Here is a 20,579-nt window from a genome sequence, read left to right as displayed (position 1 = left end):
GGGTCACCTCCGGGCCGCGGCGACGAGCCGCTGGGTGTAGGGGTGGTGGGGGTCGTGGAAGAGCTGGTCGGTCAGGCCGCGCTCGACCACGCGGCCGAGCTGCATCACGATCGTGCGGTCGGTGAGCGCGTCGATCACGGAGAAGTCGTGGCTCACGACCACGGCCGCGATGTCGCGTTCGGACAGCAGGCCGCGCAGCAGGTCGAGCACACCCGCGGCCACCGAAGCGTCGAGCCCGGTGGTCGGCTCGTCGAGCAGCACCACCGGCGGTTCGGTGGCCAGGGCCTTGGCGATCTGCACGCGCTGGCGCATGCCGCCGGAGAACGTCCCCACAGGATCGTCCATCCGCGACAGCGGAACCTCCACGCGGTCGAGCAGCTCGGCCGCGCGCCGGCGGATGTCGTGGTAACCGCGCCAGCCCGCCGCCGTGAGGCGCTCGGCGATGTTGCCGCCCGCGCTCACGCCCAGGTCGAGTCCGTCGGCCGGGTTCTGGTGCACCACGGCCATCGAGTCCACGCGCAGGCCGCGCCGCTGCGCGTCCGGCAGGGTCAGCAGGTCGGTCCGGCCACCGTCCACAGTGGCCAGCCGGACCTCACCGGCGGTGGCGCGCTCGTCGCCGATCACGCACGCCAGCACGGTCGACTTGCCCGAGCCCGACTCGCCGATCACGCCCAGTGCCTCACCCGGTGCGACGTCGAAGGACACGTCCCAGGCCGCCACGATCGCGCCCGTCGCGGGGCTGACCGCCGTGCCGTGCTCGGGTCCGGTGCCGGGCACGGCGTCCGCGCCGCCCGCGCCGTGGACCTTGCCGATGCCGGTGACCTTCAGCGCCCACTCGGGTGCGTCCGCGGCGATCTCGCGCCGCGGCATCTCCCGGTGCTCGCCCGTCACCGCGGCGCGGGCGCGTCGGCCCGGATCCGGCAGCAGGTTCAGCGGCGCACGGTGGTAGTGGCCGGTCACGTCAGCGTCGCCGGCGCGCACCCGGGCGCACCACTCGGTGTCGCTGCAGGCGTAGTCGCCCTTCGTGCCCGCGGCGACGAGGAAGGCGTCGTCGCGGCCGCACAGCTTGCACACCGCGCCGGGCGTGTACTCGACCTCGAAGGGCACGTCGTCGAACGTCAGCGGGGTCACGTCGGTGTTCGGCGGCACGGCGTAGATGCGCTTCTCTCGGCCCGCGCCGAAGAGGTTCAGGTGCGGCGACTGGTGCAGCCGCGGCACGTCCCAGCGCGGGATCGGCGTCGTGGCCATCACGTACCGGCCGCCGACGAGCACGGGGTAGCCGGTGGTGCGGGTGATCATGCCGTTGCGGACGATGTCCTCGTACAGGCTCACCCACATCGCCGAGTAGTCGCCCTCGGCGTGCATCCGGCCGCACTCGGCCATGGACTTCTCCACGCCGCGCAACGGTTCCGGCACGGGCACCTGGTACACGAGCACGTCGCCTTCCGCCAACGCCTCCTCGGGCACGCGGTGTCGCGTTTGGACGATCGTGGCCTCGCGGGTGTCGGCCGTCTCGGTCGCGCCCGTGGTGGCGGCGATCATGCGGCGCAGGTTGGTGGCGTTCACGCCGGCGTCGTCACCCTGGTCGATCACCTTCACGGTGTCGGTCGTGCCGACGACGGCGAGGGTCACCTGCAGGCCGCCCGAGCCCCAGCCGCGGGCCACCGGCATCTCGCGGGAGCCGAAGGGCACCTGGTAGCCGGGCACGCACACCGCGGTGAGCGCGGCGCGGCGGACCTCGCGCTTGCCGCCCTCGTCGAGGATGCCCGCCGGTTCGGCGACCGCCTCGAGGTCGGTGAGCAGTTGTGCGGTCGTGCTCATCAGCATTGTCCTCCGAACGGCTCGGACTGCCGGGGCGCCGGTCCTTCACCGGTGCCGGCCGCGGCCTGCAGAGCCCGCTTGCGTTCCACCATGGAGCGGAACGTGACGTAGTGCGGGAGCTTGAGGTGCTCCAGGAAACCGCCGGAGTCGAGCCCGTCGGTGGTCAGCAGCAGCAGCTGTTCGAGCGGGCCGGACTTGCCGAAGCGGCGGTTGGCGATGTCGAGGTTCGCCATCGCGATGGCCTTGCGCTCGTTGTGGCCGAAGCACAGGCCGTAGCCCACGTCGAAGCGGCTGCGGTCCTCCTCGGCCCCGTTGAGGTCCTCGATGGCCTCGGCCTCGGTCACCCGGAAGTTCCCGACGGCCACGGGGTTTCCGGTGTGCGGGTGCTTCACCCGCAGCGGCAGCCGGCCGTGGCGGACCTCGCCGAGCGTGACCTCGTGGAGATTGCCGTCGGGTCCGAGGATCGAGCGGTACCACAGCGAAACCAGCGCGCCGGTCTCCGCGCGCGCCATGGCGGCCAGCGCGGCCGAGCGCGGGGCCGGCGGCCGGGCGGGCTTGCGCGTGAGGTCGAACGGCTCGGCGTCCTCGGCCTCGCCGCGGTGGTCCACGGCGAGGCCGAGGTCGCGCAGCAGGTCGAGGAACCGCCGCGGCCGGCGCTGCTCGTCGGTGCGCGGCTTCGGAGTGCCCGCCACGTGCTCGTCGGCCTCGGGCCGCGCGGTGGGCTTCTCCAGCAGGCGCCCGGTGTAGTCGGTGGTACGGCCCAGCAGCTGCGGGCCGTCCGGCTCGCGGAACGCCGGCACGATGCGGCGCAGGATCAGCATGTCGTCCGGGTCCACCGGCTCGCCCACGGCCAGGCGCGGCAGCGTGGAGCGGTAGGCGCGCAGCAGGTGCGACGCCTCCAGCGGGTCGCCTTCGGCCTGGCGGAACGCGGCGGCGGCGGTGTCCTCGTCGAACAGGCCGGCCTCGCCCATCACGCGGTCGACCGCGAGCCGGAACCGCGCGACGATCTGCTCGGTGTCGGCCCACGCCACCGGAGCGTGGTCGCGGGCGCGGCGCACCAGGTCTTCGGCCGCGAGGATGGCTTCGAGCCCGCCCCGGGCTCCCGAGTACCCCATCAGTCCTCCTCGAAAATCGTGGTGGTGCGCGGCAGGCCGACGACACGGCCGTCGTCCGTCACCAGCAGCACGTCGATCCCCGCCGGGTAGCCCGCCACGGCCTCGGCGCGCGCGGCGACGAAGCCCTCCGGCAGGCCGCGCGGGGCCAGGGTCAGTTCGCCGGGCACACCCGGCCCGGAGATCCGCCAGCGGCGGTCTCCACCGTCCACATCGGACACCGCGAGGGCGGCCAGCGCGGCGTCCTCCGGGGCCGGGGCGGTGCCGCGGCACAGGCGCGTGATCTCGGCCGTGGTCACCGGGCGCACGGCGGCGACCAGGCGGGCGAGCTCGAGCGGCCGCATCGGCGCGGACGTCGCCAGCGCGGCGGCGTCGGCCCACTTCGTGCTCTCCTCCAGCATGCAGACGCCGGTGCCGAGGTCGGCCAGTGCGAGCACCGGGAGCACCGCGGGATCCGTGCTGTGCACCAGATCCTGCGGAAGATCCTGCGGCACACCCGGACGGGAAAGCGCTTCCAGTACGGTGCGGAACACCTGCTGCGACTCCGCGGGGCGCAGGACCGCGGCGGGCGCGGTGGTGGTGGCGGTCGTGGCGATCACGTCAGCTCCTCGAACTCGACGACGGTCGGGGCCAGCTCGGCCCATTCGCGTTCTTCCCGCTCGACCAGGCGGCGCGCGACCTCCCGGCACAGCTCGTCCACTTCGGCCGCGCGGGCCCGGCCGGCCTCGACCTCGGCGTCGAGCACCGCGGCGGCGAGCACGGCCGCGCGGTCGTCGCCGAGGCGCATCGCCCAGCCGCGGTGGCCGGCGAGCTCCACCTCGGCGCGGCACGCGAGCACGTCGCCGAGCAGGAACCGTTCGCCCGCGACGGGTTCACGCACCTGCGTCTGCACGCAGCCGACCTCCGGCGCGAGCAGCACCCGCACGTCGGCGCCGTCGGCGAGGCAGGCATCGGCGAGCGCCCGAAGTTCGCCGGGTTCGGCTTCGGCCAGCAGGCCGCAGCGCTCCTCCCGGCCCAAGGGGTCAGTCACCCTGTTCTCCTTCGTGTTTCGCTGGGAAGGCCGGGTCTTCCAGCTCCACCACCACGCGGACGGCGTCCATGCGCGTCCACGCGCTGCTGGTCATGAGAACCCGGCCGGATTCGGCGTCCCGGTTGACGCTTTCGATGCACCACACCGGGACCCTGGCCTCGATCTGCAGGCCGCGCAGCACCTCGGCGGGCGGGATGTCCACACTCGCCCGGAACCACGCGCGCACCGGCTGCACGCCGCCCAGCTGCCGCAGCACCAGGTCCACCGACTCCACGCTGTGCAGCGCGAGGTCGAGGTTCGGGGCCACGTCGACCGGGATCAGCTCCTCGGTCCAGGAGGCGAGCAGGTCGTCGATGTAGAAGTGGCGGATCACCCGGTGCACGGGCGAGCCCACCGGCCGTTCCAGCTGCCGGGCGGCCGCCTCGCCGGCCGCGACGCGCTCGACGTCCTTGATCTGCGACCGCGGCGTGGCACCGGCCGCTGCCACCGTGGCGTGCCAGGAGGGTGGCCGGCTGTGCGAGATCACGTAGTCGATGCGCCGGCTCACGAACGTGCCGGCACCCTGCACGCGGCGCACGAGCAGCCGCCGTTCCAGCTCCTGCAGGGCCGAGCGGGCGGCCGCCCGGCCGACCCCGAAGCGGGTGGCGAGCTCCGGCTCGCTCGCCACCCGCGTCCCGGGTGCGCAGGCCACCAGCTCGGTGGCCAGCTGGTCGGCGATGTCGAGGTACCTCGTCGAGGTCATGTCACCCACAGTGCTCGCCGAGCTTGTCCGGACAACTGCGCCGTGGCCAACGTCCGCACGCCCGAAGGTGAACATCAGCGACAGTTGTTGCCGGCTCAGCGCACGACGTGCCGGAGCCAGACCGAGAGCAGCTCCACGAGCAGAACCGTGACGAACACCAGCAGCAACACGGTCGTGACCACGCCGAACTCGATCACCCGCGAAGCGCTGAGCAGGTCGAACCCGATGCCACCCGCTCCGACGATGCCCAGCAGCGTCGCCGAGCGGATGTTCGTGTCGAGCTGGTAGAGCACGTGGGCCACGAACGCGGGGGCCGCCTGCGGCAGCGTGCCGGTGAAGAACACCTGCCACCGCCCCGCCCCGGTCGCCCGGATCGCCTGCTCGACACCCGAGTCGACCTCTTCGAGCGAGTCGGCCACGAGCTTGCCCAGCAGGCCGATCGCGCCCACGGCGAGCGCGAGCGTGCCCGCCACCGCGCCGAGCCCGGTGATCACCACGAACACGATCGCCAGCACCAGCTCCGGGATGCCGCGGATCAGCACCAGGATCATCCGGAACGTGCGCGCGACCCAGGCGGCCGGTGCGACGTTGCGCGCGGCCAGCGACCCGATCGGCACCGCGAGCACCGCGCCGAGGACCGTGGCACCCAGCGCGATCTGCACGGTGACCCACAGGTCATCGAGCAGCTGTCCGAGGATCCCGGCGGTTTCCGGCGGCCAGAACAACCCGGCCGTCTGCCCGAGATTGCCCAGGGCGCCGAAGAACTGCGCGGGATCGAGGTCGGCACCCCACGCGGACGCCGCGATCACCAGCACGGTCACCAGCGCGTAGGCGACCTGGCGGGCCCGGCGGAACGTCCACCCGGGACTGACCTGGTTCCCCCGCTGCACGGGGATCGCCACGGTCTTGCGGGTGTCCTGCCCGCGCAGCAGCGCGCGGCGGATGGCGCCCGAGAGCAGCTCCACCGCCACGCACAGCAGCAGCACCACGAGCGCCAGTGCCATCCCGCGCGGGTAGTCGAGCTGCTGGAACGCCGTGGCGATCGCGTAGCCGAGCCCGTCGACGCCGACGAACCCGAGCACCACCGAGACCCGCAGATTGATGTCCAGGCGGTGCAGCGCGGTCGCCACGAACGCCGGCAGCACCTGCGGGAGCACGCCGGTCACGAGCTCCTGGAACGTCCCGGCGCCGCCCGCCCGCACAGCCGAACGGGCGCCTTCGTCGATCTGCTCGACCGCGTCGGCGTACATCTTGCCGACCATGCCGACCGAGTGCAGGCCCATGGCCAGCACCCCGGTCATGGCGCCGAGGCCGAAGATGCGGAAGAACACGATGGCGAGCACCACGTCGGGCACCGCCCGGGCCAGCACGATGAGCGTGCGGGCCCCGGCGCGCACCGCGCGGTGCGGCGTCGTGTTCACCGCCGCGAGGATCGCCAGCGGCACGCTGATGAGCACCGACAGCAGCGTCGCGGACACCACGATCGCCAGCGTCTTCCCGCACAGCTCGAGCAGCTCGCCCACGGGCGGGAAGTCGAGCGGGAACATCCGGCCCGCGAAGTCGACGGCGTTGTCGGCGCTGTCGACGAACGTGGCGACGTTGATCTTCAGGTCCGCCACGGCCCACACGCCGACGGCGACGATCGCGGCGAGGACCAGCCACGCCGCCGTGCCACCGGCGCGCGGCCGGGCCAGGGTCCGCTGCGCCACGTGGGCGGTGGACAGCGGCGGCGCGGCGGTCATCCGACGGCCGCGGGCACGGGCAGCGGGGCCGCGGCCACCTTGGCGTACAGGCCCATGGCCGCGTCGCGGTCCAGGCCGGCGACCGGGGTGTCGAGCACCGCCTGGCCACCGCGCAGCCCGACCACGCGGTCGCCCCAGCTCAGCGCCAGGTCGACCTGGTGCAGGCTGCACAGCACCGTGAGCTTCTGCTCGGCCCCGACCTCCCGGATCAGGGCCATGACCTGAGCCGACGACTCGGGGTCGAGCGAGGCCACCGGCTCGTCGGCGAGCAGGATCTCGGGCCGCTGCATCAGCGCCCGCGCCACGGCGACGCGCTGCTGCTGGCCGCCCGAGAGCGTGTCGGCCCGCTGGAACGCGCGGTCCAGCAGCCCCACGCGCTCGAGGTGGCCCAGCGCTTCGAGCCGCACCGCCTTCGGGTAGGTGAACAGGCCCAGCCGGGGCCCGCGCAAGCGCCCGAGGGCACCCGCGCACACGTTCTCCAGCACCGTGAGGCTGCCGATGAGGTGGAACTGCTGGAACACGAACCCGATCCGCCGGCGCAGGCGCCGCAGCTCGCCGCCGCGCGCTTTGCCGACGTCGGTGCCGAGCACCGTGACCGAGCCGCCGGTGGGCCGTTGCAGCCCGTCGACGTGGCGCAGCAGCGTGGATTTGCCGGAGCCGGAGAGCCCGAGCAGCACCACGACCTCACCCGGGTGCACCTTCAGCGAAACCTCGTCCAGCGCCCGGACCTCGGGCCCGAAGTGCTTGCTGACGCCGTCGAAGACGATGGCGGGTTCGTCGGTCACGCCGCGGTGCACTGCTTGTCCTTGGTGGTCGCGCAGACCTTGCGGACACCGGCGTAGAACGCGTCGTCGACCTTCGCGTAGCCCCAGTCACCGGCGTCGTCGACCGCCTTGCAGGCGGTGGAGCAGAAGCCGTTGGCGGTGAGGTAGTCGACGTTGGCCTTGTTCTGGAACACGTCGGAGATCTTCGCCTTGAGGTCGGCGGAGAGGTCGTCGTCCACCGCGACCGGCGAGCCGGCGATGATGTCGGACTTCCAGACGGTGTTGAGGTCGCCCTGCTTCAGCTGGCCCTTGTCGATCAGGATCTTGTCGACCATGACGTCCTCGGCGAAGCCGGCGTCGCACTGGCCGCTGTTCACGGCGAGCACGGACGCGTCATGGCCACCGGTCATCACCGGGGTGATGTCCTTGACCGGGTCGATGCCGGCCTGCAGCAGCGCGGCCTTCGGGTACAGGTAGCCCGAGGTCGACGCCGGGTCGACGAAGCAGATCTTCTTGCCCTTGAAGTCGGCGATGCTCTTGATCGGCGAGCCCGCCTTGGTGATGCCGTAGGACTTGTAGCCGGGCGTTTCACCCTTGGTCGTGATCCCGGCGGCGATCGGGGTGGCCTTCACACCGCTGTTCTTGGCGAGCACGTAGGAGAGCGGGCCGTAGTTCGCGATGTCGACCTTGCCGCTGCGCTGCGCCTCGATCACCGCCGCGTAGTCGGTGGCCGGCTGGAACTTGATCTTCTTGCCGGTCTCCTTCTCCAGGAGATTGATCACCGGCTGGAAGGACTGCTGGAGGCTCTGCGCGTTTTCGGACGGAACCGCCGAGAAGACGAGCTCGTCGGGGTTGCGACCGCCACCATCGGCTGCGTTGCCGGTGTTCGTCGCCGCGCTCTGGCCGCACGCGGCCAGGAGGAAGGCGGCGGCTACACCGAGGACGGCCGCGGCCGTGCGTCGGGGGAGACGGGACATCGGGGACTCCTTTTTTTCGCCCGGGTAGGGCGGCATGGTGTTGACGCCCTGAGAGTCGTTCCGGTCTGTGCAGTTGAGGCGAAGCCGTGGTTACGCTGAGTAGAACTCCGCACGTCCCTTGTCTCAACCCGGTCGGAGGAGTGCCGTACCGGTGGCCGGGACCTCGCCCCGTGTGTGGATCTTCGGCAAATGGCGTGGTGGTCGTGTCGCGGTTCGTGGTTGCATCGGGACCATGAACCTGGGGAACGACCGCTACACCCGTGAAGTTCTCGCGCAGAGCGACGCTTTCGCGGCACTCGTCGACGGTGCCGACCCGACGGTAACGGTTCCCACCTGTCCCGAGTGGACACTCGGTGAACTCGTGGGGCACGTCGGGCAAGCGGTGCGCTGGGCCGCGGCCGTGACGGCGAAGGGCGAGTTCGTGCCGCCGCGCCTTGTACCGGAGGCGGTGGTGCCCGCCGACCCGGCGCGGTGGGTGCGCTCGGCGGGCGAGACCCTCGTCGCGGCCGTCGCGGAGATCGGTGCCGAGCAGGAGACGTGGACGTGAAGCAGTGACCGGCGGGCCGGGTTCTGGCTGCGCCGCATGACCCACGAGCTGCTGGTGCACCGCGCCGACGCGGCCGCCGCGCTCGGCGCGCCGTTCACCGTCGAGCCCGACCTCGCCGCCGACGCGATCACGGAGTTCGTCGAACTGCTGCCCGACCGCATGCGGCACAACCCCGCTGCACCGGTGCAGGAGCTGGCCGGCGCGGGGGAGCTGCTGCACCTGTCGGCGACCGACGCCGCGGGCGACTGGCTGCTCATCCGCACGCCCGAGGGCCTCATCAGGACGCACGAGCAGCCGGCGCAGGCGCCCGACGTCACGGTGCGCGGCACGGCCGCGGACCTTGCGCTCGTGCTGTACGGCCGGCGGTCTCCGGCCGAAGCGGGGCTGGTCGTGACGGGGGACGCGGAGCTGTTCGAGTTCGTCCGCGAGGCCGCGAAGTTCTGAGCTGGTGCCGCTCAGTGGAACGTCGCTGGAGCCGGCACCGGAGTGGCCCTCAAACGTCAGGATCGATTCAGTCGACTTCTGCTAGCCTCCCCGTGATTCGCGGCTCACCGTGGTGCCGCCTGCCGCCGCAGTGCCCACGGTTCTCGTCCGACGCGCTCCGGCCAGACCTTCGTTAGGAGTGACATGACACGCATCGTCCGGGTCAAGGGCCGCGAGGTGCTGGACAGCCGCGGGAACCCGACGGTCGAGGTCGACGTGGAGCTGGCCGACGGGTCGCGCGGGCGTGCGGCCGTGCCGTCGGGGGCGTCCACGGGCACACGCGAGGCCGTGGAGCTGCGTGACGGCGACAAGTCCCGCTACCACGGCAAGGGCGTGCGCAAGGCCGTCGACGCCGTGAACGGCGAGATCGCCGAGGTCGTGACCGGCCTGGAGGCCGAGGCGCAGGCCGACGTCGACCGCGCGCTGATCGCGCTCGACGGCACCGCGAACAAGGCCCGCCTCGGCGCCAACGCGACGCTCGGCGTGTCGCTCGCCGTGGTGAAGGCCGCCGCGACCGCCAACCACCTGCCGCTCTACCGCTACGTCGGCGGCGTCTACGCGCACCTGCTGCCGATGCCGATGATGAACATCATCAACGGCGGCGCCCACGCCGACAACCCGATCGACTTCCAGGAGTTCATGATCGGTCCGGTCGGCGCCGAGACGTTCGCCGACGCCGTGCGCATGGGCTCCGAGGTCTTCCACACGCTGCGCAAGTCGCTGCACGAGGCCGGGCACAACACCAACGTCGGCGACGAAGGCGGCTTCGCACCGCAGCTCGGCTCGGCCGACGAGGCGCTCGAGTTCGTGGTGCGCGCGATCGAACAGACCGGCTACACACCGGGTGAGGACATCGCGCTGCTGCTCGACCCGGCCGCGTCGGAGTTCTACACCGGCGAGGTCTACGACTACACCGGCGAAGGCCGCAAGCGCAGCATCGAAGAGCACGTGGCCTACCTCGAGGACCTCACGCGGCGCTTCCCGATCGTGTCCATCGAGGACGGTCTGGCGCAGGACGACTACGCGGGCTGGAAGCAGCTCACCGACACCATCGGCGACCGCGTGCAGCTCGTGGGCGACGACCTGTTCTGCACCAACGTCGAGATCCTGAAGGACGGCATCGAGCGCGGCATCGCGAACTCGATCCTCATCAAGGTCAACCAGATCGGCACGCTCACCGAGACGCTCGCCGCCGTCGAGACCGCGCACAAGGCCGGCTACTCCGCGGTCATGTCGCACCGCTCGGGCGAGACCGAGGACACCACGATCGCCGACCTCGCCGTGGCCACCAACTGCGGCCAGATCAAGACCGGCTCGCTCTCGCGCTCGGACCGCACTGCGAAGTACAACCAGCTCCTGCGCATCGAGGAGGAGCTGGGCACCGAGGCCCGGTACGCGGGGCGCGCCACGCTGCGGGGCTGAAAAAGGCCTGGCAGCGCTCGACGACAACGGGCGGCCCGGCCCGATCTTCCGCGACTAGTATCACCGAGACTACTCACGAGCTACAGTGTCGGACGTGGAAGACGGAGCCGGGTTGTCCGCTGGGTTGTCACTGAGCGAGTGGATCGTGCTCTGCCTGGTGGCGGAGTCCCCGACGCACGGTTTCGCCCTCGTGCGGCTCACGTCGGAGGCCGGCGCGGTCGGCCGCGTCTGGCGGCTGCCGAAGCCCGTGGTCTACCGGGCCGTGGATCGGTTGCCGGCCCGCGGGTTCGTCGTCGGGGCGGGCACCGAGCCCGGTGACTCCGGCCCGCCGCGCGCGCTCGTGCAGGCCACGCCCGAAGGTCACGCGGCCGTGGGCGAGTGGCTCGCCCGCCCGGCCCGGCACGTGCGTGACGTGCGCTCGGAGCTGCTGGTGAAGCTCGCGTTGCTGGAACGCCGCGGGGCCGACCCGGCGCCGTTGCTCGGCGAGCAGCGGCGGGTGCTGGACCGGATCGTCGACGGGCTCGAGAAGCGGCGGGGCTCCTCCGACGGGTTCGACACCGTGCTGCTCACCTTCCGGATCGAGAACGCGCGGGCGGCCCTCGCGTTCGTGGACGCGACTCTCGGCGGGCGGGCACCGCAGTACGCCGTCACGGGCGAGTAGGCAGCCACCTGTGCTGGACGTCAGGCGCCTGCGGATCCTCGTCGCGGTGGTCGAAGGGGGCTCGTTCACCGCGGCCGCGCACCGGCTGCAGCTCACGCAGTCGGCGGTCTCGCAGCAGATGTCGGTGATCGAGCGCGAGGTCGGGATGTCGCTGCTCAACCGGCTGCCGCGCGGGGTCGAGCTGACCCCGGCGGGCGAGGTGCTGGCTGCGCACGCGAAGAGCCTGTTCGGTGAGCTCTCGGCCACCGAGCAGGAGGTGCGCTCGTTCGGCACCGAGCCCACCGAGCTGCGGATCGAGGCGTTCGCGACCGCCGGGGTCGAGCTGCTGCCGCCGGTGGTGAAGGCGTTCCGCGAACGGCACCCCGGCGTGCGCCTGCGCCTGTCGGCCACCCACGGCGACGACGCGTTCAGCCGGCTGCGCGAGGGCGCCGCGCAGGTGGTCCTGGTGTGGGGCTACGACTTCGCGCCGCAGCCCGTGGACCGCGGGCTGCACCACGTGGCCCTGCCCGACGACCCGCTGCACGTCGTGCTGCCGCTCGACCACCCGCTCGTCGACGCCGAAGAGGTGGCGCTGGCCGACCTGTCCGGCGAGCAGTGGGTGACGCGCACGCACCGCGCGCCGTACGAGCAGGCGTACGAGACGATGTGCCGCATCGCCGGGTTCGAACCGCAGATCACTTTCCGGGCCGCGGATTACCAGTCGCTGCAAGGGCTCGTGGCCGCGGGCATGGGCGTGAGCCTCGTGCCGCGGCTCTCGCTCGCGGCGCACCGCAAGGATCTCGCCGACCGGCCGCCGGCCGGCCGCGGGTTCGCCCGGCGGGTCACGGCGGTCACGCTGCCCGAGGCGCAGCGGTCCAAGCCGGTCGCGGATTTCCTCGAGGTGCTGCGCTCGTCGGCCGGCGGCGGGTAAGTCCGCTGTGGACGGTCAGCGTCCGCGGGTCTGCTGGGCGATCGTGCCGGCGAACGTGGTCACGCGCGTGTAGACGCCGGGCTTGCCGGGTTTCGCGCAGCCGTCGCCGAAGGACACGATCCCGACGAGCGTGTCGCCGATGACGAGCGGGCCTCCGGAGTCGCCCTTGCACGCGTCGATGCCGCCCTGCTGGTACCCCGCGCACACCATGCTCGCCGGGTCATAGGAGCCGTAGGCCTGCTTGCACGTCGAGTCGCTGACCATCGGCACGACGGCGCCGCGCAGGTAGTCGGAGCGGTCGCCGCCGTCGGCGACGCGGCCCCAGCCGAGCACGGTGGCCTTCGTGCCGGCGGCGTACACGTCGGTGTCGCGGGCCACTGACACCGCGCGGCCGGGCAGCCGGCCGCGCACGGTCAGCACCGCGATGTCGTCGCCCTCTTCGGCCTTCTCGAAGTCCGGGTGCACCCAGGCTTTCGAGACGGAGAGCGTGCTGCCCTCGTTCGTGCGCTTGTCCTCGCGCCCGACGACGACGCGGATGTCCTTCGTGGACACCGCCTCGGCGCAGTGGGCCGCGGTCGCGACCGCCGAGCTGCTCACGATCACGCCGCCGCAGAACTGTGTGCCGGCGTCGTCCACGAGGTACACCGCGTACGGGTGCTCGGCCAGCGATGCCTTTTCCCCGCCGACGATCGCGCCCGACGCGGCCGCTTCCGGGCCGGTGGCCACAGTGGTCAGTGCCGCCGCGCCGAGCATCGCCGTGACGAGCGCCGCCGCGGCGAGCACCGCGTTCGGACGTCTTCCGGGCAGTCGTGTCTTCGGCATGAAAACCCCCTCGGCGCAAAGAAAACGATGGCAGACACAATAGCCCGGCCGAGGGGAAACCGGTGTCGCTGAACCGGGTGGAAAAAGCGTTGCGCGCAAGGGCGAACGGTCCGGCGGAGTGTCTCCACCGGACCGGTCACCGGGAACTCATGAGCAGAGCGGGGCGACGGGGAGGTCGGACCCGGTCTTCACGTAGGCGTCGGAGATGAAGTTGTCCGGGCCGATGCGGTCCCAGATCGTGCTGGTGCCGAACGTTCCGGTCACCGAAGAACCGTTGACGTAGCACTCGATGTCGACCTTGGCGTAGTTCGCCGCGAGGCCCTTGACCGCGGCCGTGGTGCTGGCGCTGGCGCGCACGTTCATCGGGTCGCCCGCGGTGCTCACGACCCCGGTCGCGGCGGCCGAACCGGTCCACAGGTAGGTCACCTTCACGTTGCCGTTGTCGGCGAGCCCGAGGCCGGAGTTGAACACGCCGTCGGCGAGGTCGATGCCGGCCGGGTTGCCCACGGTGTAGCCGAGGTCGTCCTTACCGCCGTTGTAGTGGTTGTGGTAGGCGGCGTACGCCTCCGGTTGGCCCTGCGGCAGGTCCTGGTACTCCGAGCGGACCGACGCCGGGTTCCAGTAGTCGTCCTTGGTGTTCCACGGGCCGACGTCCCACACCGGCGCGTACTCGCAGCGGCTGCCGTCGGTGCGGCACACCTTCACCGTGTAGTTCCCGGTGCCCTTGGGCGAGGTCGCCTTGCCCGAGGGCAGTGCGACGAAGTGGTCGTTGGCCGTGATCACGTGGCCGTTGGCGGTGGTGTGGCCGGTGAGGCCCTCGCGCGTGGCGTAGATCGTGTAGGTCAGCGGGGTCGTGGCGGCGAGCGCGTCGGCCTGCGGGGCGAGGGTGCCGGTCAGGTCGACCTCGCGCACGGTCGGGCGCACGCCGTCGGTGGTGCTCGACAGCGAGATCCGTGCCTGCACCACGCTCACCGCGCGGCCGAACGAGGCCGCCTGCGCGCCGACCGGCGTCCACTCGGTCCAGTCGTCGGAGCCGGCGCGGCCGCGCACGTCGATCTGCACGTCGGTGCCCTTCGGCAGGTCCGCGGCGACGTTCGTCGTCACGCGGTTCGCCGGCGAGGCGAGCTGCTTCGCGGCGGAGACCAGGTAGCCCTGGCTGCCGGCGGTGAGCAGATCCGTTCTGTGCCAAGCGGAATCCTTCAGCGTCAGCGCGTCCCCGGCCGCCTCGACGTTGACGTCGTCACCGTCGACGTGGGACAGATCGGCGCGCCAGGACCCGGCCGGCGCGGCACTCGCCGGCACCGCCGGCGACACTCCGCTCGTGGTGACCGCGCCCGCGGCCAGGACCGCCGCGACCACGCGGCGGGCGGTTGTCTTCCCGACTGTCTTCCCCAGCACGGCCATCTCCTTCACTCGTCCGTCGCGAACGGTGAGGAGTCTGTGCGCGTTCCGTACACGATCCGTACAACGCGAGTGCGGGGCCGTGTATCACGGTGTGCCCCGGATTGTCCGGTTTGTCGATCATCTACATCGGACACCGCGGATGCGGGTAGCGCCGAAAGTAGGAAGATCACCAGGTGGGACAACGGCACGTCAGTTTCCGTGGGCGCCGTGGACACGTGAGCCTCCGCCGTGTAGGTGTATGCATCGGGCAAGTACTGGAACGATCACGAGGACGGTTGATGGCGGGGTACCTGGCGCGCCGCGTCCTGCAGTCGGTCGTGGTGGTCGTGCTGGTCGCGGTGCTCACGTTCGTGCTGCTCCAGCTGCTGCCCGGCGGGCCGGCCCGCGCGATCCTCGGGCCGAAGGCCACGCAGCTGCAGATCCGGACGTTCCTCCACGACAACGGCTACGACCGCCCGCTGGTCACGCAGTTCCTCACCTGGGCCGGGCGAGTGCTGCACGGTGACCTCGGTTACTCGTACAAGCTCAACCAGCCGGTGACCGACGTGATCGCCGATCACCTGCCCAAGACGATCCTGCTCATGACACTGTCCACTTTGGTCGCTCTCGTGGTGGCGGTGCCGCTGGGCGTGTACCAGGCGCGCAAGCGCAACACCCTTGGCGACTACGTGGCCACGGGCCTGTCGTTCGCGTTCTACTCGATGCCGAGCTTCTTCCTCGGTGAGATCCTCGTGCTGCTGTTCGCGGTGCAGCTGCAGTGGTTCTCCCCACTCGGGCCGAGCGGCGACTCGCTGGGCGAGATCCTGTCGCAGGCGCCGGCCCTCGTGCTGCCCGTGCTCACGCTGGCGCTGATCACCATCGCGTCGTTCAGCCGCTACGCGCGCTCGTCGGTGATGGAGAACCTCGGCCAGGACTACGTGCGGACCGCGCTCGCGGGCGGGGCGAGCGAGGGCAAGGTGCTCACGCGCCACGTGCTGCGCAACTCGCTGATCCCGATCGTCACGCTGCTGGGGCTTTCCCTGCCGCAGCTGTTCGCGGGCGCGCTCATCACCGAGCAGGTGTTCAACTACCCGGGCATGGGCTTCACGTTCATCCAGGGTGCCCAGGTGCACGACTACCCGGTGCTGCTGGGGATCGGGCTGGTCGTCGCGCTCGCGACGGTGGCCGGTTCCCTGCTCGCCGACATCGGCTACGCCGTGCTCGACCCGAGAGTGAAGTACTGATGACCGACCCAGCGGCCCCGATTCCGGTGGCTTCGCCCGCGACACCCCCGCGCTCCGCGGTGCGGGCGACCCTGCGGGCCTTCCTGGAGAACCGCCTCGCGGTCGCGGGACTCGTGCTCATCGTCTTGTTCGTGCTGTTCTGCTTCTTCGGCCCGCTCGTCTACCACACCGAGCAGATCGCGACGAACCTCGCGGGCGCCAACCAGCCGCCGGGCGCCGGCCACCCGCTGGGCACCGACGACGTGGGCTACGACGAGCTGGGCCGGCTCATGGTCGGCGGCCAGTCGTCGCTCGAGATCGGGGTGGCCGCGGCGGTGCTGGCGACCGTGTTCGGCACGTTCTGGGGCGCCATCGCGGGCTACGTGGGCGGGTTCGTCGACGCGGTGATGATGCGGATCGTCGACACGCTGCTGGCCATCCCCACGCTGTTCCTGCTGCTGATCCTGGCCGCGATCTTCACACCGACGCTGGGGCTGCTGATCCTGGTGGTGTCGTTCGGCGCGTGGCTGAGCCCCGCCCGGCTCGTGCGCGGCGAAACGCTCTCGCTGCGCACCCGCGAGTACGTGCAAGCCGTGCGGATGATGGGTGGCGGTGGGAAACGCGTGGTGCTGCGCCACATCATGCCCAACGCGATCGGCACCATCGTGGTCAACGCGACCTTCCAGGTGGCCGACGCGATCCTGCTCGTGGCCGCGCTGAGCTACCTGGGCCTCGGCATCGCGCCGCCGCACGCCGACTGGGGCAACATGCTGTCCAACGGCACCGAGTTCGTGCAGAACGGCTACTGGTGGATGATCCTGCCGCCCGGCATCGCGATCATGCTCGTGGTCGTGGCGTTCAACCTGCTCGGCGACGCCCTGCGCGACGCGCTCGAAGTGCGGCTGCGGAGGCGCTGAACCCATGAACCCCGTCCTGCGCCTGGAAGACCTGCACACCACCATCGACGTCCGTGACGGCGTCGTCCACCCCGTCGACGGCGTGACGCTGGACGTCGGCCGCGGCGAGCTGCTCGGACTCGTGGGTGAGTCCGGCTGCGGCAAGACGATGACCGCCCTGTCGATCCTGCGGCTGCTCCCGTCCGGCGGGCGCATCGCGTCGGGCCGGATCCTGCTCGGCGACGACGACATCGCGGCCATGACCCCCGCCGAGCTGCGGGAGGTCCGCGGCAAGCGCATCGGCACGGTGTTCCAGGACCCGATGACCTCGCTGAACCCGTCGCTGCCCATCGGGCGCCAGGTGAGCGAACCACTGGAGCTGCACTCGACGCTTTCCCGGCGCGAGCTGCACGAGCGCGCCGTCGCGATGCTCGAGCTGGTGGGGCTGCCGGACGCGCGCAAGCGGGCCGAGGACTACCCGCACCAGCTCTCGGGCGGTATGCGCCAGCGTGTGATGATCGCCCGCGCGCTCGTGTGCGAGCCGGAGCTGCTCATCGCCGACGAGCCGACGACCGCGCTCGACGTGACCGTGCAGCACCAGATCCTGGAGCTGATCGACGATCTGCGCCGGCGCCTCGGCATGGCCGTGATCCTCGTGACACACGACCTCGGCGTGGTCGCGGGCCGCGCCGATCGCGTCGCGGTGATGTACGCGGGGAAGATCGCCGAGCTCACGGACACGCGCCGGCTGTTCGGCAACCCGCGCCACCCGTACACCGAGGCGTTGTTCGAGGCGCTGCCGGAGAACTCGGCGGAGTCGGGGGAGAAGCTCTACAGCATCCCCGGCCTGCCGCCGGACCTGCGCGAGCCACCGGCCGGCTGCCGCTTCGCGCCGCGCTGCCGGTACGCGAGCGAAGAGTGTGTCGAGAAGGAGCCGGACCTGCGCGCCGACGTGGCCGGGCACGAGTACGCGTGTTTCCACCCGGTCGGATCGGCCGGGGTCGACGAGCCCTCGGCCGTGGTCCGCGTGCACGAGCGGGCGGGCGCGCCGGCCTCGGAGCCCGCGGCAGGTGCGCCGCTCCTGGAAGTCGAGAACCTGGTGAAGGACTTCCCCGTCACCAAGGGCGCGGTGCTGCGGCGGCGTACGGGCACGGTGTCCGCCGTCGCCGGGGTGAGCTTCTCCGTGGCGGCAGGGGAGACCTTCGGGCTCGTCGGGGAGTCGGGCTGCGGCAAGACGACCGTGGGCCGGGCTGTGGTCGGGCTCGACGAACCGACGTCGGGCCACATCCGGATCAACGGCACGGAGCTGACTTCCTTGCACGGCGCCGAGTTGCGGCAGCGCCACCGCGACACGCACCTGGTGTTCCAGGACCCGTACGCCTCGCTCGACCCGCGCATGCGCGTCGGCGCGATCCTGGCCGAGCCGCTGGAGATCCACGGCGTCGGCAGCCGGGCGCAGCGCAGCGCGCGCGTCCGCGAGCTGCTGGGCGAGGTGGGCCTGCCCGCCGACGCCGCGCAGCGGTACCCGCACGAGTTCTCCGGCGGGCAGCGCCAGCGTGTCGGGCTCGCGCGGGCCCTGGCGCTGGCGCCGAAGCTGATCGTGGCCGACGAGCCGGTGTCGGCGCTGGACGTGTCCGTTCAGGCGCAGATCCTGAACCTGATGAACGACCTGCGCGAGCGCCACGGGCTCACGTACGTGTTCATCTCCCACGACCTGTCCGTGGTGCGGTACCTGGCGCAGCGCATCGGCGTGATGTATCTCGGCAAGCTCGTGGAGACCGGTCCGGCCGCCGAGGTGCACGGTAACCCGCGGCACCCGTACACGCGCGGGCTGATCGACACGGTCCCGGTCGCGGATCCGTGGGCGGCTCGGCAGAGCGGCGGTGTCTCGGGTGAGCTGCCGTCGGCGATCTCGCCGCCGTCGGGCTGCCGCTTCCGCACGCGTTGCCCGTTCGCGCAGGAGATCTGCGCCGCCGAGGAGCCCGTGCTGCGGCCCTTCGGCGCCGGGCACGAGGCGGCCTGCCACTTCCCGCTCGACGCCGCTCGTGAGCACGACGCGACGAAGGTCTACCAAGGAGAAAACGGATGAGACTGCGCAAGGCACTCGTGGCGCCGGTGGTGGTGCTGGCCGCGGCCGCGCTCGCCACCGCGTGCAGCGGCGGGAGCTCGAGCTCGGGCGGCGGCACGCCGACCGAAGGCGGCACGGCCGTCTTCGCCGAATCACCGGGCACCCAGCCGAACTGGATCTTCCCGTTCGTGGACTCGGCGCACAACAGCGGTTACGCCACGGGTGACCTGCAGCAGCTGATGTACCGCGAGCTGTACTGGTTCGGCGACGCAGGTGGCAGCACCGGCGTCAACACCCGCAAGAGCCTCGCGGACCCGCCCGTGTTCAGCGACAACAACACCAAGGTGGTGATCAACGTCAAGCCGTACAAGTGGTCCAACGGCGAGACGGTGAACGCCAAGGACGTGGTGTTCTGGATGAACATGATGTTCGCGGAGAAGGCCAACTGGTACGGCTACGTGCCGGGCCAGTTCCCGGACAACGTGAAGTCCGCGACGGCGACCGGGCCGCAGCAGGTGACGTTGCAGCTCACCGACTCGTACTCGCCGACGTGGTTCACCGGTCAGGAGCTCGCGCAGATCGCGCCGCTGCCGATGGCGTGGGACAAGACGTCGGACTCCGCGGCGGCGGGCAGCGGCGGCTGCGCGGACGACCGCGCGAAGTGCGACGCGGTGTACAAGTACTTGTTCAACAAGAGCAAGGACCTCTCGACCTACGCCACGGATCCGCTGTGGCAGGTCGTGGACGGGCCGTGGCACCTCACGTCGTTCGACGCCGAGGGCAACATCAGCTACGACCCGAACCCGAAGTACAGCGGGCCGGACAAGCCGCACCTGGCGCACTACAAGATGCAGCCGTTCACGAGCACCAGCGCGGAGTTCAACACGCTGCGCAGCGGCCGGACCATCTCCGTCGGCGGCGTGCAGGGCGCGGATCTGCCGCAGAAGAAGGCGAGCGAGAAGCTGCCGGCGACGAACCCGTTGCAGGCCAACTACAACCTCGTGCCCGCCGCGGCGTGGGGCTGGAGCTCGACGATCCTGAACATGGACAACCCGAAGTACGGCGCGGTGTTCAAGCAGCTGTACGTCCGGCAGGCGTTCCAGCAGACCCTGGACCAGGTGACGGACGTCAACGTCGCCTACCGCGGCTACGCCACCGTGACCACCGGGCCGGTGCCGATCAACCCCGACAACTCCTACGTGACCGACGCCGAGCGCGGCGCGGGCCCGTACCCGTTCGACAAGGCGAAGGCGAAGTCCTTGCTGACGTCGCACGGCTGGACCCTGCAGAACGGCGCCATGACGTGCACCGCGCCCGGCACCGCCCCGAACCAGTGCGGCGCCGGCGTCGCGGCGGGCACCCGGCTGGAGCTCACTTTGCAGTACTCCACGGGCAATCCCGCGTACGGGCGGATCATGCAGCAGTGGAAGTCGGACGCCGCCGAGGCGGGCATCGTGTTCGACCTGAAGGGCCAGGAGTTCAACGCGCTGCTGGGCGACGTCAGCGACTGCCACGGCTCCGGCCCCGCGTGCGACTGGCAGCTGGGCTACTTCGGGTACCAGCAGTACAACGCCGTGCCCACCGGTGACCAGCTGCTGCTCCCCGGCTCCACCGGCAACATCGGCAACTACGACGACCCGCAGCTGGACAAGCTCATCAACGCCACGCTCCACAGCGACGACAAGAACGCCTTCGCCGCCTACGAGGACTACGCGACGAAGACCCTGCCGGGCCAGATCAACATGCCCCTGCGCGGCCCGATGGAGGTCGTCGCGAAGGACCTCGGCGGCGTCTCGTTCCCGGCCGTGCAGACGGCGCGCAGCCCTGAGGACTGGTACTTCACGAAGTAGGTTTTCTTCTCTTCGAGGGGCCGCCCTTTCCTTCGGGGCGGCCCCTTTTCGCTCGCCGGCTCCTCGCTTCTCCAACGGCCCACCCCGCCCCAATGTGGCGTTGGTTGCGTTCAACGCACCGAATGC

General features: G+C 71.3%; 18 protein-coding genes and 1 pseudogene. 9 read left to right on the top strand and 10 right to left on the bottom strand.

The window, feature by feature from the left end; genetic code table 11:
* Positions 1–3 precede the first annotated feature (3 nt).
* The 8 genes from QRX50_RS41150 to QRX50_RS41115 form a co-directional block, all read right to left on the bottom strand.
* Positions 4–1,821, bottom strand: coding sequence for an alpha-D-ribose 1-methylphosphonate 5-phosphate C-P-lyase PhnJ (locus tag QRX50_RS41150; RefSeq protein ID WP_285968486.1), 1,818 nt, complete (start codon positions 1,819–1,821; stop codon positions 4–6).
* Positions 1,821–2,936 carry a carbon-phosphorus lyase complex subunit PhnI gene (locus QRX50_RS41145; RefSeq protein WP_285968485.1) on the bottom strand — a complete coding sequence of 372 codons (1,116 nt, stop codon included), beginning with the start codon at positions 2,934–2,936 and terminating at the stop codon, positions 1,821–1,823. Before QRX50_RS41145 ends, QRX50_RS41150 begins: the two co-directional genes overlap by 1 nt.
* The gene (gene phnH, locus QRX50_RS41140) at positions 2,936–3,532 is read right to left on the bottom strand and encodes a phosphonate C-P lyase system protein PhnH (RefSeq protein ID WP_285968484.1); all 597 of its coding nucleotides are present in this window, start codon (positions 3,530–3,532) and stop codon (positions 2,936–2,938) included. Before phnH ends, QRX50_RS41145 begins: the two co-directional genes overlap by 1 nt.
* A complete protein-coding gene (locus tag QRX50_RS41135) occupies positions 3,529–3,963 on the bottom strand; it encodes a phosphonate C-P lyase system protein PhnG (protein ID WP_285968483.1) in 435 nt (144 codons plus the stop codon). Before QRX50_RS41135 ends, phnH begins: the two co-directional genes overlap by 4 nt.
* The gene (locus QRX50_RS41130) at positions 3,956–4,705 is read right to left on the bottom strand and encodes a GntR family transcriptional regulator (RefSeq protein WP_285968482.1); all 750 of its coding nucleotides are present in this window, start codon (positions 4,703–4,705) and stop codon (positions 3,956–3,958) included. Before QRX50_RS41130 ends, QRX50_RS41135 begins: the two co-directional genes overlap by 8 nt.
* 95 nt (positions 4,706–4,800) lie before the next feature.
* Positions 4,801–6,447, bottom strand: a complete 1,647-nt coding sequence (phnE, locus tag QRX50_RS41125; protein ID WP_285968481.1) for a phosphonate ABC transporter, permease protein PhnE — start codon at positions 6,445–6,447, stop codon at positions 4,801–4,803.
* On the bottom strand, positions 6,444–7,232 hold the full coding sequence (gene phnC / locus QRX50_RS41120) for a phosphonate ABC transporter ATP-binding protein (protein WP_285968480.1): 789 nt from the start codon (positions 7,230–7,232) through the stop codon (positions 6,444–6,446). The genes phnE and phnC overlap by 4 nt, the downstream gene beginning before the upstream one ends.
* Entirely contained in the window at positions 7,229–8,188 is a 960-nt protein-coding gene (locus QRX50_RS41115; RefSeq protein WP_285968479.1) for a phosphate/phosphite/phosphonate ABC transporter substrate-binding protein, read from the bottom strand. The genes phnC and QRX50_RS41115 overlap by 4 nt, the downstream gene beginning before the upstream one ends.
* A 232-nt stretch (positions 8,189–8,420) precedes the next feature.
* On the opposite strand from QRX50_RS41115, the gene QRX50_RS41110 reads away from it, so the two are divergent.
* The 5 genes and pseudogenes from QRX50_RS41110 (at position 8,421) to QRX50_RS41090 (ending at position 12,211) form a co-directional block, all read left to right on the top strand.
* A complete protein-coding gene (locus tag QRX50_RS41110) occupies positions 8,421–8,735 on the top strand; it encodes a maleylpyruvate isomerase N-terminal domain-containing protein (protein WP_285968478.1) in 315 nt (104 codons plus the stop codon).
* Positions 8,736–8,753: 18 nt separating this feature from the next.
* Positions 8,754–9,179 (top strand): annotated as a pseudogene (locus tag QRX50_RS41105) (maleylpyruvate isomerase family mycothiol-dependent enzyme); the annotation flags it as partial.
* 183 nt (positions 9,180–9,362) lie between these two features.
* Complete coding sequence (gene eno, locus QRX50_RS41100) at positions 9,363–10,640, top strand: phosphopyruvate hydratase (RefSeq protein ID WP_285968477.1); 1,278 nt, start codon at positions 9,363–9,365, stop codon at positions 10,638–10,640.
* Between the two features lie 94 nt (positions 10,641–10,734).
* Entirely contained in the window at positions 10,735–11,301 is a 567-nt protein-coding gene (locus QRX50_RS41095) for a PadR family transcriptional regulator (protein ID WP_285968476.1), read from the top strand.
* A 10-nt stretch (positions 11,302–11,311) separates the two neighbouring features.
* Positions 11,312–12,211, top strand: coding sequence for a LysR family transcriptional regulator (locus QRX50_RS41090; protein WP_285968475.1), 900 nt, complete (start codon positions 11,312–11,314; stop codon positions 12,209–12,211).
* 15 nt (positions 12,212–12,226) lie between these two features.
* Here QRX50_RS41090 and QRX50_RS41085 read toward each other — a convergent pair whose 3' ends face one another.
* Positions 12,227–13,033: a S1 family peptidase gene (locus QRX50_RS41085; protein WP_285968474.1), complete on the bottom strand. Its 807-nt coding sequence runs from the start codon at positions 13,031–13,033 to the stop codon at positions 12,227–12,229.
* Between the two features lie 147 nt (positions 13,034–13,180).
* A complete protein-coding gene (locus QRX50_RS41080; protein ID WP_285968473.1) occupies positions 13,181–14,431 on the bottom strand; it encodes a DUF8814 domain-containing protein in 1,251 nt (416 codons plus the stop codon).
* A gap of 284 nt (positions 14,432–14,715) precedes the next feature.
* Between QRX50_RS41080 and QRX50_RS41075 the strand changes: the two genes are divergently transcribed.
* From QRX50_RS41075 to QRX50_RS41060, 4 genes are read left to right on the top strand one after another with little or no spacing between them, the layout of a single operon-like run.
* Entirely contained in the window at positions 14,716–15,660 is a 945-nt protein-coding gene (locus QRX50_RS41075) for an ABC transporter permease (RefSeq protein WP_285968472.1), read from the top strand.
* On the top strand, positions 15,660–16,556 hold the full coding sequence (locus QRX50_RS41070) for an ABC transporter permease (RefSeq protein ID WP_285968471.1): 897 nt from the start codon (positions 15,660–15,662) through the stop codon (positions 16,554–16,556). The genes QRX50_RS41075 and QRX50_RS41070 overlap by 1 nt, the downstream gene beginning before the upstream one ends.
* A gap of 4 nt (positions 16,557–16,560) precedes the next feature.
* Positions 16,561–18,624: an ABC transporter ATP-binding protein gene (locus tag QRX50_RS41065; protein WP_285968470.1), complete on the top strand. Its 2,064-nt coding sequence runs from the start codon at positions 16,561–16,563 to the stop codon at positions 18,622–18,624.
* Positions 18,621–20,453 (top strand): ABC transporter substrate-binding protein, encoded by a 1,833-nt coding sequence (locus QRX50_RS41060; protein WP_285968469.1) that lies wholly within the window; start codon positions 18,621–18,623, stop codon positions 20,451–20,453. The genes QRX50_RS41065 and QRX50_RS41060 overlap by 4 nt, the downstream gene beginning before the upstream one ends.
* Positions 20,454–20,579 lie beyond the last annotated feature (126 nt).

The sequence above is a fragment of the Amycolatopsis sp. 2-15 genome, from assembly GCF_030285625.1.
In the GTDB taxonomy this organism is placed as follows: Bacteria; Actinomycetota; Actinomycetes; order Mycobacteriales; family Pseudonocardiaceae; genus Amycolatopsis; species Amycolatopsis carbonis.
This window is presented reverse-complemented; position numbering and strand designations above follow the sequence as displayed.